This is a genomic window from Pseudomonas sp. NPDC089743 (assembly GCF_044748785.1).
Lineage (GTDB): Bacteria > Pseudomonadota > Gammaproteobacteria > Pseudomonadales > Pseudomonadaceae > Aquipseudomonas > Aquipseudomonas putida_X.
Genome location: NZ_JBIVGS010000002.1, coordinates 650,388 through 666,243, shown reverse-complemented (window position 1 = coordinate 666,243; position 15,856 = coordinate 650,388). Strand labels below are relative to the sequence as shown.

15 protein-coding genes are annotated in these 15,856 nt (G+C 63.3%); 2 read left to right on the top strand and 13 right to left on the bottom strand.

Annotated elements, in window-relative coordinates:
* Positions 1-5 precede the first annotated feature (5 nt).
* A complete protein-coding gene (locus tag ACIPZC_RS06585) occupies positions 6-368 on the top strand; it encodes a hypothetical protein (RefSeq protein WP_400625697.1) in 363 nt (120 codons plus the stop codon).
* Here ACIPZC_RS06585 and ACIPZC_RS06580 read toward each other — a convergent pair.
* Positions 365-751, bottom strand: a complete 387-nt coding sequence (locus ACIPZC_RS06580; RefSeq protein WP_400625695.1) for a helix-turn-helix domain-containing protein — start codon at positions 749-751, stop codon at positions 365-367. The two genes, ACIPZC_RS06585 and ACIPZC_RS06580, sit on opposite strands and share 4 nt — an antisense overlap.
* A gap of 201 nt (positions 752-952) precedes the next feature.
* Between ACIPZC_RS06580 and ACIPZC_RS06575 the strand changes: the two genes are divergently transcribed.
* A complete protein-coding gene (locus ACIPZC_RS06575; protein ID WP_241803335.1) occupies positions 953-1,228 on the top strand; it encodes an ogr/Delta-like zinc finger family protein in 276 nt (91 codons plus the stop codon).
* Between the two features lie 74 nt (positions 1,229-1,302).
* On the opposite strand, the gene nuoN is transcribed toward ACIPZC_RS06575, so the two are convergent.
* From nuoN to ACIPZC_RS06515, 12 genes are all read right to left on the bottom strand, one after another.
* Positions 1,303-2,772: an NADH-quinone oxidoreductase subunit NuoN gene (gene nuoN, locus ACIPZC_RS06570; protein ID WP_241803336.1), complete on the bottom strand. Its 1,470-nt coding sequence runs from the start codon at positions 2,770-2,772 to the stop codon at positions 1,303-1,305.
* A 7-nt stretch (positions 2,773-2,779) separates the two neighbouring features.
* A complete protein-coding gene (gene nuoM / locus ACIPZC_RS06565; RefSeq protein ID WP_046787247.1) occupies positions 2,780-4,312 on the bottom strand; it encodes an NADH-quinone oxidoreductase subunit M in 1,533 nt (510 codons plus the stop codon).
* Positions 4,313-4,352: 40 nt separating this feature from the next.
* Positions 4,353-6,206 carry an NADH-quinone oxidoreductase subunit L gene (gene nuoL / locus ACIPZC_RS06560; protein ID WP_241803337.1) on the bottom strand — a complete coding sequence of 618 codons (1,854 nt, stop codon included), beginning with the start codon at positions 6,204-6,206 and terminating at the stop codon, positions 4,353-4,355.
* Positions 6,203-6,511, bottom strand: a complete 309-nt coding sequence (gene nuoK, locus ACIPZC_RS06555; RefSeq protein ID WP_003251446.1) for an NADH-quinone oxidoreductase subunit NuoK — start codon at positions 6,509-6,511, stop codon at positions 6,203-6,205. The genes nuoL and nuoK overlap by 4 nt, the downstream gene beginning before the upstream one ends.
* A gap of 3 nt (positions 6,512-6,514) precedes the next feature.
* On the bottom strand, positions 6,515-7,015 hold the full coding sequence (nuoJ, locus tag ACIPZC_RS06550) for an NADH-quinone oxidoreductase subunit J (protein ID WP_086978409.1): 501 nt from the start codon (positions 7,013-7,015) through the stop codon (positions 6,515-6,517).
* 10 nt (positions 7,016-7,025) lie between these two features.
* Positions 7,026-7,574: an NADH-quinone oxidoreductase subunit NuoI gene (gene nuoI, locus ACIPZC_RS06545; RefSeq protein WP_003251442.1), complete on the bottom strand. Its 549-nt coding sequence runs from the start codon at positions 7,572-7,574 to the stop codon at positions 7,026-7,028.
* Between the two features lie 11 nt (positions 7,575-7,585).
* Complete coding sequence (nuoH, locus tag ACIPZC_RS06540; protein WP_012273297.1) at positions 7,586-8,593, bottom strand: NADH-quinone oxidoreductase subunit NuoH; 1,008 nt, start codon at positions 8,591-8,593, stop codon at positions 7,586-7,588.
* Positions 8,590-11,304: an NADH-quinone oxidoreductase subunit NuoG gene (nuoG, locus tag ACIPZC_RS06535; protein ID WP_241803338.1), complete on the bottom strand. Its 2,715-nt coding sequence runs from the start codon at positions 11,302-11,304 to the stop codon at positions 8,590-8,592. Before nuoG ends, nuoH begins: the two co-directional genes overlap by 4 nt.
* 132 nt (positions 11,305-11,436) lie before the next feature.
* Positions 11,437-12,813 carry an NADH-quinone oxidoreductase subunit NuoF gene (gene nuoF / locus ACIPZC_RS06530; RefSeq protein ID WP_012313766.1) on the bottom strand — a complete coding sequence of 459 codons (1,377 nt, stop codon included), beginning with the start codon at positions 12,811-12,813 and terminating at the stop codon, positions 11,437-11,439.
* Complete coding sequence (nuoE, locus tag ACIPZC_RS06525; RefSeq protein WP_241803339.1) at positions 12,810-13,307, bottom strand: NADH-quinone oxidoreductase subunit NuoE; 498 nt, start codon at positions 13,305-13,307, stop codon at positions 12,810-12,812. The genes nuoF and nuoE overlap by 4 nt, the downstream gene beginning before the upstream one ends.
* 2 nt (positions 13,308-13,309) lie before the next feature.
* The gene (gene nuoC, locus ACIPZC_RS06520; RefSeq protein WP_241803340.1) at positions 13,310-15,091 is read right to left on the bottom strand and encodes an NADH-quinone oxidoreductase subunit C/D; all 1,782 of its coding nucleotides are present in this window, start codon (positions 15,089-15,091) and stop codon (positions 13,310-13,312) included.
* A 79-nt stretch (positions 15,092-15,170) separates the two neighbouring features.
* Positions 15,171-15,848 (bottom strand): NADH-quinone oxidoreductase subunit B family protein, encoded by a 678-nt coding sequence (locus ACIPZC_RS06515; RefSeq protein ID WP_012313769.1) that lies wholly within the window; start codon positions 15,846-15,848, stop codon positions 15,171-15,173.
* Positions 15,849-15,856 lie beyond the last annotated feature (8 nt).

Below are 15,856 nucleotides of genomic sequence, written 5' to 3'. Positions count from 1 at the left end.
CACTCATGAATGAAGTCGCATTGATTGAAGGCGCTTTGTCCAGCGTCGTACCGTGGCTCGAGCGCGATGGGCGGGTGCTTTTCGGTGCAGTGTTGGGCGCTTTGCTGGTCAGCGCGGTGCGGGATCGGCTAGTCATCGTTTCGCGCAAGCGGCTTACGATGGGCAAGCAAGCCTTGCTGGCCCTGCTCAGCGTTGGCGTGGGTTACCTGTTCGAACCGCTGTTGCAAGGCTTGGCCCCCATGCTTTCCCGCGGCATGGCTGCTTTCGTGGCGGCGGTCGTGGTGGTGCCGATCAGCCTCAAGGTCATGGTATGGCTCGAATCGGTGGACCTTCGAGAAATCGTCCAGCGTTGGCGCCGTCGCGGTTAACCCTCGGAGGTATCCGGCAGGCGGTAGGCGAGTGCATCCAGTTTCTTCTCCAACGCCTGGATGCGCTGCTTGTCCTTGATGTACAGCAGCGTGGCCTCGCGGTCGGCGCATGACAGGCTGCGCAAGCGTTCGAGCATGTCATCTTCCCAGCCTTCCGCGGTGTGCAAGGTACGCCCGCGCTCACCCATCAGCAGCCAGTCCAGCGAGCAAGCATGCTGCCGGGCAATATCTACGCATAATGAGTATGGGATGCTGTCCCGTACCTTCCAACTGCTCAGCGTCTGTGGGCTTACACCCAGCGCTCGGGCCAGTTGGGCGTCGCTTTCGGACTGGGTAATTTGCTTGAGGCGAGTCAGCACCGAGGCGAAAAAGCGGCTACTCATAACAGATATCCATAGCTGGTTTAATGACATTCCCTAGGCTTAAACTACTCGTTATGAATAATAACCCTGCAAAATGAGGAACATTATCGGCATGAACAGCAGTTTGATGAAAATCCCTTCTTATACCGTAGGCAATACTGACACAAATGGACGATCAACCTTACAGCCTATGCCATCGCTCGGCCTTTACAGGTATCTACCGTGAGTACTTACAAGTTGGTCTGCCCCCATTGCCATAGCCGGATGCGCATACGCACCAGCGAAGGGCGCCACATTTTCCTCAGAGTGGCCTATTTGCAATGCACCACAGAGGCCTGTGGCTGGTCGGTGAGGGCCGAGTTCGAAATGACCCATGAACTGTCACCCAGTGGGATGCCTAATCCGGATGTGTACTTGCCATCGGCCAGCAGTGATGTACGCAGGACGGCACTGCGCCGCAGTGAAGATGTTGCGCCAGGCAGGCAAACGGAAGGTTAGCGTAGCCGGCACGGCATGCAGCGCAGATAAAAAAACACCCCGCATAAGCGGGGTGTTTGGTATTGCCGGGTTGATCAGCCGATCAGTTGCAGGCCAGCCTGCTGGACCATGTCCAGCAATGGCTGCGGGTATACGCCCAGGACGAAGGCGAGAATGGCGATCGCCAGCAGCATCACGCCGCCAGTGCGCTGTTCCCACTTCAGCGGCGCATCGTGGCGGCGCAGGTTCGGCTCGACCAGGTACAGGGTGACCATCACGCGCAGGTAGTAGTAAACGCCGATGGCGCTACCGACCACCAGGGCACCGACCAGCCACCACAGGTGCGACTCGACGCCAGTGGCGATGATGTAGAACTTGCCGATGAAGCCCGCGGTCAGCGGGATACCGGCCAGCGACAGCATCATCACGGTCAGCACTGCGGTCAGGTACGGGCGGCGCCAGAACAGGCCGCGGTACTCGTACAGCGCATCGGCATCACGGCCGCCGTAAGGCGAGGACATCAGGGTGATGACACCGAAGGCACCCAGGCTGGTGATCACGTAGGTGACCAGGTACACGCCCATCGCTTCCATGGCCAGGCCCTTGCTGGCGATCAGGGCGATGAGCAGGTAGCCGAAGTGGGCGATGGACGAGTAACCGAGCAGACGCTTGAGGTTGCTCTGGGTCAGCGCCAGCAGGTTACCGACCAGGATCGAGGCGACCGCAATCACCGCCAGCACGGTGCTCAGCACGCCGCTGCTGGCAGCAGGGGAGAGCATGAACAGGCGTACCACCACAGCGAACACCGCGACCTTGCTCGCGGTGGCCAGGAACGCGGCGACCGGTGCCGGGGCGCCTTCGTACACGTCCGGGGTCCACAGGTGGAAGGGTACCAGCGACAGCTTGAAGGCCAGGCCGACCAGCATCATGCCCAGGCCCAGTTGCGCCAGCAGGCTTGGCATGCTGGTGGCGGCCAGGGCTTTGCCGATCTGGTCGAAGCTCAGGCTGCCGGCATCGGCATACAGCAGGGCCATGCCGAACAGCAGGAAGGCCGAGCCTGCGGCCGACAGCACCATGTACTTGATACCGGCTTCCAGCGAACGCTTGTTGAAGAAGGCATACGCCACCAGGCCGTAGACCGGCACCGACAGCAGCTCCAGGCCGATGAACAGGCCGGCCAGGTGGTTGGCGCTGACCAGCACCAGGCCACCGAGGGCCGACATCAGCAGCAGCAGGTAGAGTTCTTCACGGTTGCCCGGGAAACCCTTGGCGCCTTCACCCAGATAGGCGTGAGCCAGTGTGACGCAGGCCAGCGTGGCCACCAGAACGATCGCCATGTACAGGCAGGCGAACTTGTCAATGGTGACCAGCGAGGTCACCGCCAGCGGCGCGACCTTCAGCGCCGGCAGGATCGACAGCAGGGCCAGGTTCAGGCCCACGGTGGACAGCAGGAAGGTCTGCGAGTGGTTGCGCTTCCAGGCGATCGCCAGCATCACCACCACTGTGGTGATGGTGGTGATCAGCATCGGCGCCAATGCGATGAAGTGTTGAGTGGTGAATTCCATAGCGCTCTTACCGGGCCGAAGCGAGTTGAGTGAAAGCGGAGCCAAGCCACTGCTGCACACCGCTCATGGTGGCGGCAGAAGTGTCGAGGAACGGCTGCGGGTACACACCAAGCACGATCAGCAGCACCGCCAGGCCCAGCACCATGATCAGCTCGCGGCCGTCCATGCCGGCCAGCACGGTGTCGCTCTTGCTTGGGCCGAAGTAGGCACGGTGGATCATGATCAGCGAGTAGACCGAGCCGAAGACCAGGCCGGTGGTGGCGATCACGGTGATCCACGGCACGCTGGCGAAGCTGCCGATCAGGATCAGGAACTCGCCAACGAAGTTGCCGGTGCCTGGCAGGCCCAGCGATGCAGCGGCGAAGAACAGGCTGATGGCGGGCAGGTAGGCGATGCGGTGCCACAGGCCACCCATCTGGCGCATGTCACGGGTATGCAGGCGCTCGTACAGCTGGCCGGACAGGATGAACAGCGCGGCAGCCGACAGGCCGTGGGCCAGCATCTGGATCACCGCGCCTTGCAGGGCCTGCTGGCTGCCGGAGTAGATACCGATCAGCACGAAGCCCATGTGCGAAACGCTGGAGAAGGCGATCAGGCGCTTGATGTCGGTCTGCGCGAAGGCCAGGAAGGCACCGTAGAAGATGCCGATCAGGCCCAGGGTCATGGCGATCGGTGCAAACTCGGCCGAAGCGTTGGGGAACAGCGGCAGGGCGAAGCGCAGCAGGCCGTAGGCGGCTGTCTTCAGCAAGATGCCCGCCAGGTCCACGGAGCCTGCGGTCGGTGCCTGGGCGTGTGCATCAGGCAGCCAGGAGTGGAACGGCACCACCGGCAGCTTTACCGCGAAGGCGATGAAGAAGCCCAACATCAGCAGGTACTCGACGCCCGCCGGCAGTTCGGCCTTGAGCAAGTCGCTGTAGTTGAAGGTCAGCACGCCGGTGGTGTTGTAGTTGACAAGCACCAGGCCAAGGATCGCCACCAGCATGATCAGGCCGCTGGCCTGGGTGAAGATGAAGAACTTGGTGGCGGCGTAGATCCGCGTCTTCTTGCCGTCTGCCGAGCTGTGACCCCAGAGCGCGATGAGGAAATACATCGGCACCAGCATCATTTCCCAGAAGAAGAAGAACAGGAACAGGTCCAGTGCCAGGAACACACCGACCACGCCGCCGAGGATCCACATCAGGTTGAGGTGGAAGAAGCCGACGTGGCGCTGGATCTCTTTCCAGGAGCACAGTACCGAGAGCACACCGAGCAGGCCGGTGAGCAGGATCATCAGCAGCGACAGGCCATCGAGGGCCAGGTGGATGCTGATGCCGAAGCGCTTGATCCACTCGACCTTGTATTCGAGTGCCCAGGCAGGTTCGGCGCCCGGTGCAGGCGCCAGGGTGTAGTCGCCGGTGCCCCACAGCCACAGGCCGATGCCGAGCAGCAGGGACATGGTCAGCAGCGCGATCCAGCGCGGCAGGGTGGAGCCGAAGCGCTCACCCAGCCAGCACAGGAAGCCGCCGATGAAAGGGATCAGGATCAGCCAAGGCAAAATCATGACGGGTTGGTTTCCTTTGGCAAAGTCGCAAGATTCATAGTCATACCGCAGCCACTACCACCGCACCGAGTACCAGCACGGCGCCAACGGCGATCGAGGCGGTGTACCAGCGCAGCTGACCGGTCTCGGTCTTGCTCATGGCGACGTGGCCGCCACGCGCCATGCGGGGGATCAGGCCGATGCTGCGGTCAACCGGGTCCTTGCGCAGGATGTGGCTGATCAGCAGATAAGGTTTGACGAAGAGCTTGTCGTAGATCCAGTCGAAGCCCCAGGCCGCGAACCACCAGGCCGACAGGACCCGGCCGATGCTGCTGTTGGCGACGGCGCTGACGAAGCGGCGCTTGCCCAGGAACAGCAGGGCCGACAGCAGGATACCGGCGATGGCGATGGCGCCCGAGGCGATCTCCAGCGAGTGCTTGGCTTCACCGCCGGCATGGCCTGCGCTTTCAGGCAGCACGCCTGCCAGCGGCGGATGGATCCAGGCGCCAACGAAGGTCGACAGCACGATCAGCACGCCCAGCGGCAGCCAGTGGCTGATGCCGTGGCCGGCGTGGGCCTCGGTCTTGGCTTCGCCATGGAAGGCGATGAAGATCAGGCGGAAGGTGTACAGCGAGGTCATGAACGCACCGACCAGGCCGGCGTACAGCAGGCCGGTATTGCCGCTGGCGAAGGCTTCCCAGAGGATCTCGTCCTTGGAGTAGAAGCCGACGGTCAGGATCGGCAGGGCGGCCAGGGCGGCACCACCGACCACGAAGCTGGCGTAGGCCAGCGGCAGTTTCTTCCACAGGCCGCCCATCTTGAAGATGTTCTGCTCGTGGTGGCAGGCAACGATCACCGCACCCGAGGCAAGGAACAGCAGGGCCTTGAAGAAGGCGTGGGTCATCAGGTGGAAGATTGCCGCGTCCCAGGCACCCACGCCCAGCGCCAGGAACATGTAGCCGATCTGGCTCATGGTCGAGTAGGCGAGGATACGCTTGATGTCGGTCTGCACCAGCGCAGCGAAGCCTGCCAGTACCAGGGTCACGCCACCGACCACACCTACAAGGTGCAGGATGTCCGGCGCCAGCAGGAACAGGCCGTTGGTGCGGGCGATCAGGTACACGCCTGCGGTCACCATGGTGGCGGCGTGGATCAGTGCCGAAACCGGGGTAGGGCCTGCCATCGCGTCGGCCAGCCAGGTCTGCAGGGGCAGCTGTGCCGATTTACCCACCGCACCACCGAGCAGCATCAGCGTGGCCAGCACCATCCAGGTGTCGCCAGCCTGGAATTTCTGTGGTGCCAGCACCAGCAGTTCCTGCACGTTCAGGGTGCCCAGCTGGGCGAACAGGATGAACAGGCCGATGGCCATGAACACGTCGCCGATACGGGTGACGATGAAGGCCTTGAGTGCCGCGTTACCGTTGTTGCGGTTGCTGTAGTAGAAACCGATCAACAGGTACGAGCACAGGCCCACGCCTTCCCAGCCGAAGTAGATGAACAGCAGGTTATCGCCCAGGATCAGGAACAGCATGCTGGCGATGAACAGGTTGGTGTAGGAGAAGAAGCGCGAGTAACCGGCTTCGCCACGCATGTACCAGGACGCGAACAGGTGAATCAGGAAGCCGACGCCAGTGACCACGCCGAGCATGGTGACCGACAGGCCGTCCAGGTACAGGGTGAAGTTCGGCGCGAAGCCGTCCACCGACATCCACTGCCACAGCAGCTGGCTGTACGCGCCGCCTTCAGGCGGGGCGACATTGAATTGCCAGATGACGTAGGCCGCCACGGCGGCCGAGAGGCCGACCGAGCCGACGCCGATCAGGGCAGACAGGTTCTCCGAGAACCGCCCGCGCGAGAACGACAGCAGCAAGAAGCCGATCAGGGGGAAGACGAAAGTCAGGAAGAGAAGGTTCATCCGCGCATCTCACTGGCAGCATCGATGTCGAGAGTGTGGAAGCGGCGATACAGCTGCAGCAGGATCGCCAGGCCGATACTGGCCTCGGCGGCTGCCAGGCTGATCACCAGAATGAACATCACCTGGCCGTCGGGCTGGACCCAACGGGCACCGGCGACGACGAACGCCAGGGCAGAGGCGTTCATCATGACTTCCAGGCTCATGAGCACGAAGAGGATGTTGCGGCGGACCATCAGGCCAACCAGACCTAAGCAGAACAGGATGCCGGCGACCGCCAGCCCATGCTCGAGAGGGATAGCACCCATGATTTACTCCTTCGCCTCGTTGCGGCCCAGGTGGAAGGCGGTGACGGCTGCCGCGAGCAGCAGCATCGAGGCCAGTTCGACCACCAGCAGGTACGGGCCGAACAGGCTGATGCCCACTTCTTTCGGGCCCACGGTGGTGCCGCTGATGCCGGCGCCGCTCGGGGTGACGAACAGCACGTACAGCAGTTCCAGCAGCAGCAGGGTGCCAAGTATCACCGGCCCTGCCCAGATACCGGGCTTGAGCCAGCCGCGCTCCTGGGCGACCGAGGCCGGCCCGAGGTTGAGCATCATCACCACGAAGACGAACAGCACCATGATGGCGCCGGCGTAGGCGATCACTTCCAGGGCGCCTGCGAACGGCGCACCCAGAGAGAAGAAGATCATTGCCACGGAAATCAGCGAAATGATCAGGTAGAGCAGGGCGTGCACGGGGTTGGTACCGGTCACCACCCGAAGGGTGGAGACCACGGCGATCCCGGATGCGAAGTAGAAAGCGAATTCCATCTTTCTGTCCTTATGGGAGCAAGCTCTTCACGTTGATCGGCTCGGCTTCGTTCTGTGCAGAGCCTTTCGGCTTGCCAGCGATCGCCATACCCGCAACACGGTAGAAGTTGTAGTCAGGGTTCTTGCCGGGGCCGGAGATCAGAAGATCTTCTTTCTCGTACACCAGGTCCTGACGCTTGAACTCGGCCATTTCGAAATCCGGAGTCAGCTGGATCGCGGTGGTCGGGCACGCTTCCTCGCACAGGCCGCAGAAAATGCAGCGCGAGAAGTTGATGCGGAAGAACTCCGGGTACCAGCGCCCGTCCTCGGTCTCGGCCTTCTGCAGCGAAATGCAGCCGACCGGGCAGGCCACCGCGCAGAGGTTGCACGCCACGCAGCGCTCCTCGCCGTCGGGGTCGCGGGTCAGGACGATGCGGCCACGATAGCGTGGTGGCAGGTACACGGGTTCTTCGGGGTACTGCAGGGTGTCGCGCTTGCGGAACCCGTGGGAGAACACCATTGCCAGGCTGCGCAGCTGAGTGCCGGTGCCCTTAACGATGTCGCCGATATACTTGAACATGGGTCAAATCCTCACTGGGCCGCGACGGCTGGCGTGTTGTAAAGCACGATCGCAGCGGTCACCAGCAAATTGATCAGGGTCAGCGGCAGGCAGAACTTCCAGCTGAAGTCCATCACCTGGTCATAGCGTGGGCGCGGGATCGAAGCGCGCAGCAGGATGAACAGCATGATGAAGAACGCGGTTTTCAGCGCGAACCACAGGAACGGCACTTGCGGCAGGATGCCGAACGGGCCGTGCCAGCCACCGAAGAACAGGGTCACCAGCAGCGCCGAGATGAGGATGATGCCGATGTACTCACCGACGAAGAACATGCCCCATTTCATGCCGGCATACTCGATGTGGTAGCCGTCGGCCAGTTCTTGCTCGGCTTCTGGCTGGTCGAACGGGTGACGGTGGGTCACGGCGACGCCGGCGATGAAGAACGTGCAGAAGCCGAAGAACTGCGGAATGATGAACCACAGGTTCTGGGCCTGGTATTCAACGATGTCACGCATGTTGAACGAGCCCACCTGCACCACCACGCCCATCAGCGCCAAGCCCAGGAACACTTCGTACGACACGGTCTGGGCCGAGGCACGCAAGCTGCCCAGCAGGGCGTACTTGTTGTTCGACGACCAGCCGGCGAACAGCACCGCGTACACCGACAGGCCGGCCATGGCGAAGAAGAACAGCAGGCCGATGTTCAGGTCGGCAACGCCCCAACCTGGGGTGATCGGGATGATCGAGAAGCCGATCAGCAGGGCGCTCATGGCCACGACCGGCGCCAGGGTGAAGATCATCTTGTCGACGAAGGGCGGGTTCCAGTCTTCCTTGAAGAACATCTTCAGCATGTCGGCGGCGATCTGGAACATGCCGAACGGGCCGACACGGTTAGGACCGTAGCGGTCCTGCCACCAGCCCAGCAGGCGGCGCTCGACGAAGCTGAGCAGGGCGCCGCAGACCACGACGGCCAGCAGCACGACGATAGCCTTGACGACCTGGATGATCACATCGATCACTTCGGGGGTGAACCAGCTCATTGTGCTGCCTCCTGCAGACCTTCGACGGGTGCACCGAAGATGGCCGGCGGGATGCCGGCCAGGCCTTTGGGCAGCGCGACCAGGCCAGCGCCCAGTTCTTCATTGATGCGCAGCGGCAGGCGCAGGGCCACACCGCCCACGTTCAGGCTCAGCAGCGCGCCTTCGTTGACGCCCAGGCGGTCGGCCTCGGACTTGGCCAGCGCCACATAAGCGGCAGGGATGCGCTCCTGAACCGGCGCAGCGCGGGAAGAGCTTTCTTCGCTGCCGAACAGGTGGAAGAACGGTACTGCGGTCCAGGTGCCACGGGCCGGGTTGAAGGCGCCCGGAACGGTATCGAACCAGGACAGGCGATCACCGTGCGATTCGATCAGGCGCACGCCCGGGTCACCGGCACGCAGGTGGCCACCTACCTCGTCCTGGAACTTGTTCCAGGCTTGCGGCGAGTTCCAGCCCGGCGACCAGGCGAACGGCACCTGCTGGCGCGGTTCGGCAGAGCCCGAGTAACCTTCCATGGAGTAGGCGAACGCGGTGTCCTTGTCCTGCGGGGTACGAGGTTCGTGCACGCTGATGTTGGCGCGCATCGCGGTGCGTCCGGAGTAGCGCAGCGGCTCACGGGCCAGCTTCATGCCCTTGATGCGGAATGCCGCAGAAGGTGCTGCGTTGACGATGCCGGCCAGTTGCGGGGCGGCCTCGGCGCAGGCGCTGGTGACGTGGTCCAGCTGGGTCCAGTCGACGGGCTTGTTCAGCAGCGTGGCACGCAGGGCGTGCATCCAGCGCCAGCCTTCGTGCACCAGGATGCTGCTGTCCAGGTACTGCGGGTCGAACACCTGGAAGAAGCGCTGGGCACGGCCTTCCTGGCTGACCAGGGTACCGTCGCCTTCGGCGAACGAGGCCGCCGGCAGCACCAGGTGGGCGCGCTCCAGGGTGGCGGTGTGGGAGTGGTCGGCGACGATCACGACCTTTGCCGCTGCCAGGGCAGCATCGACCTTGGCGGCCGGTACGCGGGTGTACAGGTCGTTTTCCAGCACCACGATGGCGTCGGCCTTGCCGCTGATGACCGCATCCAGCGCGGCATCGACGGACTCGCCGCCGAGCATGGCCAGGCCAAGGCTGTTGGCCTCAGGTACGACCAGGCTCAGCGAGCCGTTTTTCTCGCGCAGCTTCAGGGCTTTGGCGATGTTCGCAGCTGCCTCGATCAGTGCAGGGTCGGCCAGCGAAGTACCGGCAACCACCAGCGGGCGTTTGGCCGCTACCAGGGCGCCGGCGATGCGCTCGGCCAGGGCCTTGGCTTCGTCGTCCAGGCCTGCTACGGCCGGGGCGCTCGGATCGATGGCGTGGGCCACGGCGAAGCCGATACGCGCAAGGTCGGCAGGGGCGGCGTGCACGCATTCTTCGGCAACGTCGTCCAGTTTGGTTTCGGCCAGGCTGGCGATGAACAGCGGATACAGCGCGTGCTGGCCGATGTTCTTCACCGCAGCGTCCAGCCAGGGCTGCACTTTCATGGCCTCGGCCATGGCTTCGGCCTTGCCCTTGGTGGCTTGACGTACGGCCAGGGCGACACGGGCAGCGGTCTGGGTCAGGTCTTCGCCGAGCACGAACACAGCGTCGTGGTCTTCGATGTCGCGCAGGGTCGGCACTGGCAGCGGGCTGCTATTGAGCACGTTCAGGGCCAGGCGTACGCGAGCCAGCTCACCGGCTTCCATACCCGAATAGAAGTAATCGGCACCGACCAGTTCACGCAGGCCGTAGTTGCTTTCCAGGCTGGCGCGGGGCGAGCCGATACCCACGATGGTCCGGCCGCGCAGCAGGTCGGCAGCCTTGTCCAGCGCAGCGTCCAGGCCCAGCTTGGTGCCATCGGCCAGGCGTGGCTGGCGTGGGCGGTCGGTGCGGTTGACGTAGCCATAACCGAAGCGGCCGCGGTCGCACAGGAAGTACTGGTTGACCGAGCCGTTGAAACGGTTTTCGATCCGGCGCAGTTCGCCGTAACGCTCGCCCGGGCTGATGTTGCAGCCGCTGGAGCAGCCGTGGCAGATGCTTGGGGCGAACTGCATGTCCCACTTGCGGTTGTAGCGCTCGGAGTGCGTCTTGTCGGTGAACACACCGGTCGGGCAGACCTCGGTCAGGTTGCCGGAGAACTCGCTTTCCAGTACGCCGTCTTCGACGCGGCCGAAGTACACGTTGTCGTGGGCGCCATAGACACCCAGGTCGGTGCCGCCGGCGTAGTCCTTGTAGTAGCGCACGCAGCGGTAGCAGGCGATGCAGCGGTTCATCTCGTGAGCGATGAACGGGCCGAGGTCCTGGTTCTGGTGGGTTCGCTTGGTGAAACGGTAGCGGCGCTCGTTGTGGCCGGTCATTACCGTCATGTCCTGCAGGTGGCAGTGGCCGCCTTCCTCGCACACTGGGCAGTCGTGCGGGTGGTTGGTCATCAGCCATTCGACGACGCTGGCGCGGAACGCCTTGGATTCGTCATCGTCGATGGAAATCCAGGTGCCGTCGGAGGCAGGGGTCATGCAGGACATGACGATACGACCACGGGTGTCGTTCTCGTCGGTGTACTGCTTGACCGCACACTGCCGACAGGCACCAACGCTTCCAAGCGCCGGGTGCCAGCAGAAATAGGGGATGTCGAGGCCGAGCGACAGACACGCCTGTAACAGGTTGTCTGCACCGTTGACTTCGAGCGCTTTGCCGTCTACGTGGATAGTGGCCATTGTTCAAAGTTCTTCGTTGGCCCGCGTGAGCGGGCGTGGCTAATGGAAATCTGTGAGCCTGCGGCCCGCCGCGAATCGTTCGGGCCGGCCTGCAGGCTGGCGGGTGGCACGGACCACCCGCGTTCTATCTTTTTATGCGCCGACTACAATCGGCCCGGCCTGAATAGGCTTGGCCAGGTTCGGGCGCAGGGTGCCAGCGCTTTCAGGCGCCACACCGGCCTCGAACTCCGAGCGGAAGTATTTGATGGCACTGCCAAGCGGCTCGACGGCACCGGGTGCGTGAGCGCAGAAGGTACGGCCTGGGCCGAGGAAGTTGACCAGACCCAGCAGGGTCTCGATGTCTTCGGCGCGGCCCTGGCCGTTTTCCAGGGAACGCAGCATCTTCACGCTCCACGGCAGGCCGTCCCGGCAAGGTGTGCACCAGCCGCACGATTCGCGGGCGAAGAACTCTTCCATGTTGCGCAGCAGCGAAACCATGTTGACGCTGTCGTCGACCGCCATGGCCAGGCCCGTACCCATGCGGGTGCCAACCTTGGCGATGCCGCCGGCGTACATCTGCGCGTCGAGGTGCTCGGGCAGCAGGAAGCCGGTACCGGCGCCGCCTGGCTGCCAGCACTTGAGCTTGAAGCCGTCGCGCATACCGCCGGCGTAGTCTTCGAACAGCTCGCGGGCGGTGACGCCGAACGGCAACTCCCAAAGCCCCGGGTTCTTCACCTTGCCGGAGAAGCCCATCAGCTTGGTGCCGTGGTCCTCGCTGCCTTCGCGGGCCAGCGACTTGTACCAGTCGTTGCCGTTGGCGACGATGGCCGGCACGTTGCACAGGGTCTCGACGTTGTTCACGCACGTCGGCTTGCCCCACACGCCTACGGCGGCAGGGAAGGGCGGCTTGGAGCGCGGGTTGGCGCGGCGGCCTTCCAGCGAGTTGATCAGTGCGGTTTCTTCACCGCAGATGTAGCGCCCGGCGCCGGTGTGCACGAACAGCTCGAAGTCGAAGCCCGAGCCAAGGATGTTCTTGCCCAGCAGGCCGGCAGCCTTGGCTTCATCGATGGCGCGGTTGAGGTTCTTCGCCGCGGTGGTGTACTCGCCACGCAAGAAGATGTAGCCGCGGTAGGCCTTCAGGGCGCGGGCGCTGATCAGCATGCCCTCGACCAGCAGATGGGGCTGTTGCTCCATCAGCATGCGGTCCTTCCAGGTGTTGGGCTCCATTTCATCCGCGTTGCACAGCAGGTAGCGGATGTTCATGGATTCGTCTTTGGGCATCAGGCCCCACTTCACGCCAGTCGGGAAGCCCGCGCCGCCGCGGCCCTTGAGGCCGGAGTCCTTGACGCTCTGCACGATGTCGTCGGCGGACATTTCTGCCAGCGCCTTGCGGGCGGCAGCGTAGCCGTTCTTGGCCTGGTACTCGTCGAGCCACACCGGCTCGCCGTCGTCACGCAGGCGCCAGGTCAGCGGGTGAGTTTCGGCCGAGCGCGCGATGCGGTTGGCCGGGCCGAAGGAAGTGATGGTCATACGTAGCCCTCCAGCAGCTTGGAAACGCCAGCAGGCTGCACGTCGCCAAAGGTATCGTCATCGATCATCAGCGCCGGGGCCTTGTCGCAGTTGCCCAGGCAGCAGACCGGCAGCAGGGTGAAACGCCCGTCCGCAGTGGTCTGGCCAAGGCCGATGCCCAGTTCGCTCTGGATCTGGCTGACCACCGACTCGTGGCCGCCGATATAGCAGACCATGCTGTCGCACACACGAATGATGTGGCGGCCCACAGGCTGGCGGAAAATCTGGCTGTAGAAAGTGGCCACACCCTCGACGTCGCTGGCCGGGATGCCCAGCACCTCACCGATGGCGTAGATGGCGCCGTCCGGCACCCAGCCGCGCGCCTTCTGGACGATCTTCAAGGCTTCGATGGACGCCGCACGCGGGTCCTCGTAGTGGTGCATTTCGTGCTCGATGGCCGAGCGCTCGGTTTCGCTCAGGGCGAAACGGTCTGTCTGGATAAGCGTGCTGTTCATGCTTAGCGGTCCACGTCAGCCATAACGAAGTCGATACTGCCCAGGTACGCAATGAGGTCGGCGACCATGCTGCCTTTGATCACCGAAGGGATCTGCTGCAGGTGCGGGTAGCTCGGGGTACGGATCCGGGTGCGGTAGCTCATGGTGCCGCCATCGCTCGTCAGGTAGTAACTGTTGATGCCCTTGGTCGCTTCGATCATCTGGAACGACTCGTTGGCCGGCATGACCGGGCCCCACGAGACTTGCAGGAAGTGCGTGATCAAGGTTTCGATGTGCTGCAGGGTGCGCTCTTTCGGCGGCGGCGTGGTCAGCGGGTGATCCGCCTTGTACGGGCCTTCCGGCATGTTGCGCAGGCACTGGTCGATGATGCGGATACTCTGGCGCATCTCCTCGACACGGACCATGCAGCGATCGTAGGCATCGCCGTTGTGGGCCAGCGGCACTTCGAACTCGAAGTTCTCGTAGCCGGAGTAGGGGCGCGCTTTGCGCAGGTCGAAGTCGCAGCCGGTGGCGCGCAGGCCGGCACCGGTGGTGCCCCATTCCAGCGCCTCTTTGGTGTTGTAGGCAGCAACGCCGATGGTGCGGCCCTTGAGGATGCTGTTTTGCAGCGCGGCCTTGGTGTATTCGTCCAGGCGCTTGGGCAGCCACTCGACGAAGTCCTTGACCAGCTTGTCCCAGCCACGTGGCAGGTCGTGAGCGACGCCGCCGATGCGGTACCAGGCCGGGTGCAGGCGGAAACCGGTGATCGCTTCGATTACGGTGTAGGCGCGCTGACGGTCGGTGAAGGTGAAGAACACCGGCGTCATGGCGCCGACGTCCTGGATGTAAGTACCCAGGAACAGCAGGTGGCTGGTGATGCGGAAGAACTCGGCGAGCATGATGCGAATCACGTCGACCTTCTGCGGCACCTGGATACCGGCCAGCTTTTCTACCGCCAATACGTACGGCAGGTTGTTCATCACCCCGCCGAGGTAGTCGATACGGTCGGTGTAGGGGATGAAGCTGTGCCAGGACTGGCGCTCGGCCATTTTCTCGGCACCACGGTGGTGGTAGCCGATGTCCGGTACGCAGTCGACGATCTCTTCGCCGTCCAGCTGCAGCACGATACGAAACGCACCGTGCGCCGAAGGGTGGTTGGGGCCGAGGTTGAGGAACATGTAGTCCTCGTTGGCGCCCTGACGCTTCATGCCCCAGGCTTCCGGGTTGAAACGTGCCGATTCCTCTTCAAGCTGCTGCTTGGCCAGGGTCAGGCTGTAGGGGTCGAACTCGGTGGCGCGGGCCGGGTAGTCCTTGCGCAGCGGGTGGCCTTCCCAGGTCGGCGGCATCATGATGCGGCTCAGGTGCGGGTGGCCGGCAAAGTCGATGCCGAACATGTCCCAGACTTCGCGCTCGTACCAGTTGGCGTTCGGCCAGATGCCGGTCACGGTCGGCAGGTTCAGGTCGCCTTCGCTGAGCGACACCTTGATCATCACGTCGCTGTTACGCTCGACCGACAACAGGTGGTAGAACACGCTGAAATCGGCGGCAGGCAGGCCACGGCGCTGGGTCCGCAGGCGTTCGTCCACGCCGTGCAGGTCGTACAGCATGCTGTAAGGCTTGGAAACGCCGCGCAGGAAGCTGAGCACCTCTTTGAGCTGGGCGCGCTTGACCCACAGCACGGGCATGCCGGTGCGGGTTTCCTGGGCGACGAATGCTTCGGCGCCAAAACGGTTGTGCAGTTCGACGACCACATCCTGGTCGTCTGCCTTGTAGGGCGGAATATAAATAGCGTTGTCCGCTGTCATGGTCTCGGTCGCTTTGGGTCAACGTTAAGAATGAAGCCAGGCCGCCGGCTCCAGGGGGAGCGGGCGGCAGGTCGCTGGATCAGACTTCGTCGGGGCTGCGCAGGTTGGTTACTGCAATGCGCTGCTCACGACGCAGGTCTTTCTGGGCTGGCATCTCGGCACGGTAAATACCTTGATCACCAACAACCCAGGAAAGCGGGCGTCGTTCTTGGCCGATCGACTCCTGCAACAGCATCAAGCCTTGCAGGAAAGCCTCAGGGCGTGGCGGGCAGCCAGGCACGTAGACGTCCACGGGGAGGAACTTGTCGACCCCCTGAACGACCGAGTAGATGTCGTACATGCCACCGGAGTTGGCGCACGACCCCATGGAAATGACCCATTTGGGTTCGAGCATCTGCTCATACAGGCGCTGGATGATCGGCGCCATCTTGATGAAGCAGGTACCGGCGATGACCATGAAGTCGGCCTGACGCGGCGAGGCCCGGATGACTTCGGCGCCGAAGCGGGCGATGTCGTGGGGCGCCGTGAAGGCCGTGGTCATTTCCACGTAGCAGCAGGACAGGCCGAAGTTGTACGGCCAGAGGGAGTTCTTGCGACCCCAGTTGACCGCGCCACGCAGCACATCTTCGAGTTTCCCCATGTAGATGTTCTTGTGGACCTGGTCCTCTAGCAGTTGGTCGGTAACGGTTTCCCGCTCGCCGACCGGGTACTGCTCATTGGGCGCATCCGGATCGATTCTGGTGAGATTGTATTGCATTGCCAAAG

What these genes read in the sequence shown, in the direction of transcription:
- nuoM (WP_046787247.1), bottom strand. Translation starts at nt 4,312, where the DNA reads ATGATTTTGCCTTGGCTGATCCTGATCCCTTTCATCGGCGGCTTCCTG.
- ACIPZC_RS06585 (WP_400625697.1), top strand. Translation starts at nt 6, where the DNA reads ATGAATGAAGTCGCATTGATTGAAGGCGCTTTGTCCAGCGTCGTACCG.
- ACIPZC_RS06580 (WP_400625695.1), bottom strand. Translation starts at nt 751, where the DNA reads ATGAGTAGCCGCTTTTTCGCCTCGGTGCTGACTCGCCTCAAGCAAATT.
- nuoL (WP_241803337.1), bottom strand. Translation starts at nt 6,206, where the DNA reads ATGAACCTTCTCTTCCTGACTTTCGTCTTCCCCCTGATCGGCTTCTTG.
- ACIPZC_RS06515 (WP_012313769.1), bottom strand. Translation starts at nt 15,848, where the DNA reads ATGCAATACAATCTCACCAGAATCGATCCGGATGCGCCCAATGAGCAG.
- nuoH (WP_012273297.1), bottom strand. Translation starts at nt 8,593, where the DNA reads ATGAGCTGGTTCACCCCCGAAGTGATCGATGTGATCATCCAGGTCGTC.
- nuoK (WP_003251446.1), bottom strand. Translation starts at nt 6,511, where the DNA reads ATGGGTGCTATCCCTCTCGAGCATGGGCTGGCGGTCGCCGGCATCCTG.
- nuoG (WP_241803338.1), bottom strand. Translation starts at nt 11,304, where the DNA reads ATGGCCACTATCCACGTAGACGGCAAAGCGCTCGAAGTCAACGGTGCA.
- nuoN (WP_241803336.1), bottom strand. Translation starts at nt 2,772, where the DNA reads ATGGAATTCACCACTCAACACTTCATCGCATTGGCGCCGATGCTGATC.
- nuoJ (WP_086978409.1), bottom strand. Translation starts at nt 7,015, where the DNA reads ATGGAATTCGCTTTCTACTTCGCATCCGGGATCGCCGTGGTCTCCACC.
- nuoC (WP_241803340.1), bottom strand. Translation starts at nt 15,091, where the DNA reads ATGACAGCGGACAACGCTATTTATATTCCGCCCTACAAGGCAGACGAC.
- nuoE (WP_241803339.1), bottom strand. Translation starts at nt 13,307, where the DNA reads ATGAACAGCACGCTTATCCAGACAGACCGTTTCGCCCTGAGCGAAACC.
- nuoF (WP_012313766.1), bottom strand. Translation starts at nt 12,813, where the DNA reads ATGACCATCACTTCCTTCGGCCCGGCCAACCGCATCGCGCGCTCGGCC.
- nuoI (WP_003251442.1), bottom strand. Translation starts at nt 7,574, where the DNA reads ATGTTCAAGTATATCGGCGACATCGTTAAGGGCACCGGCACTCAGCTG.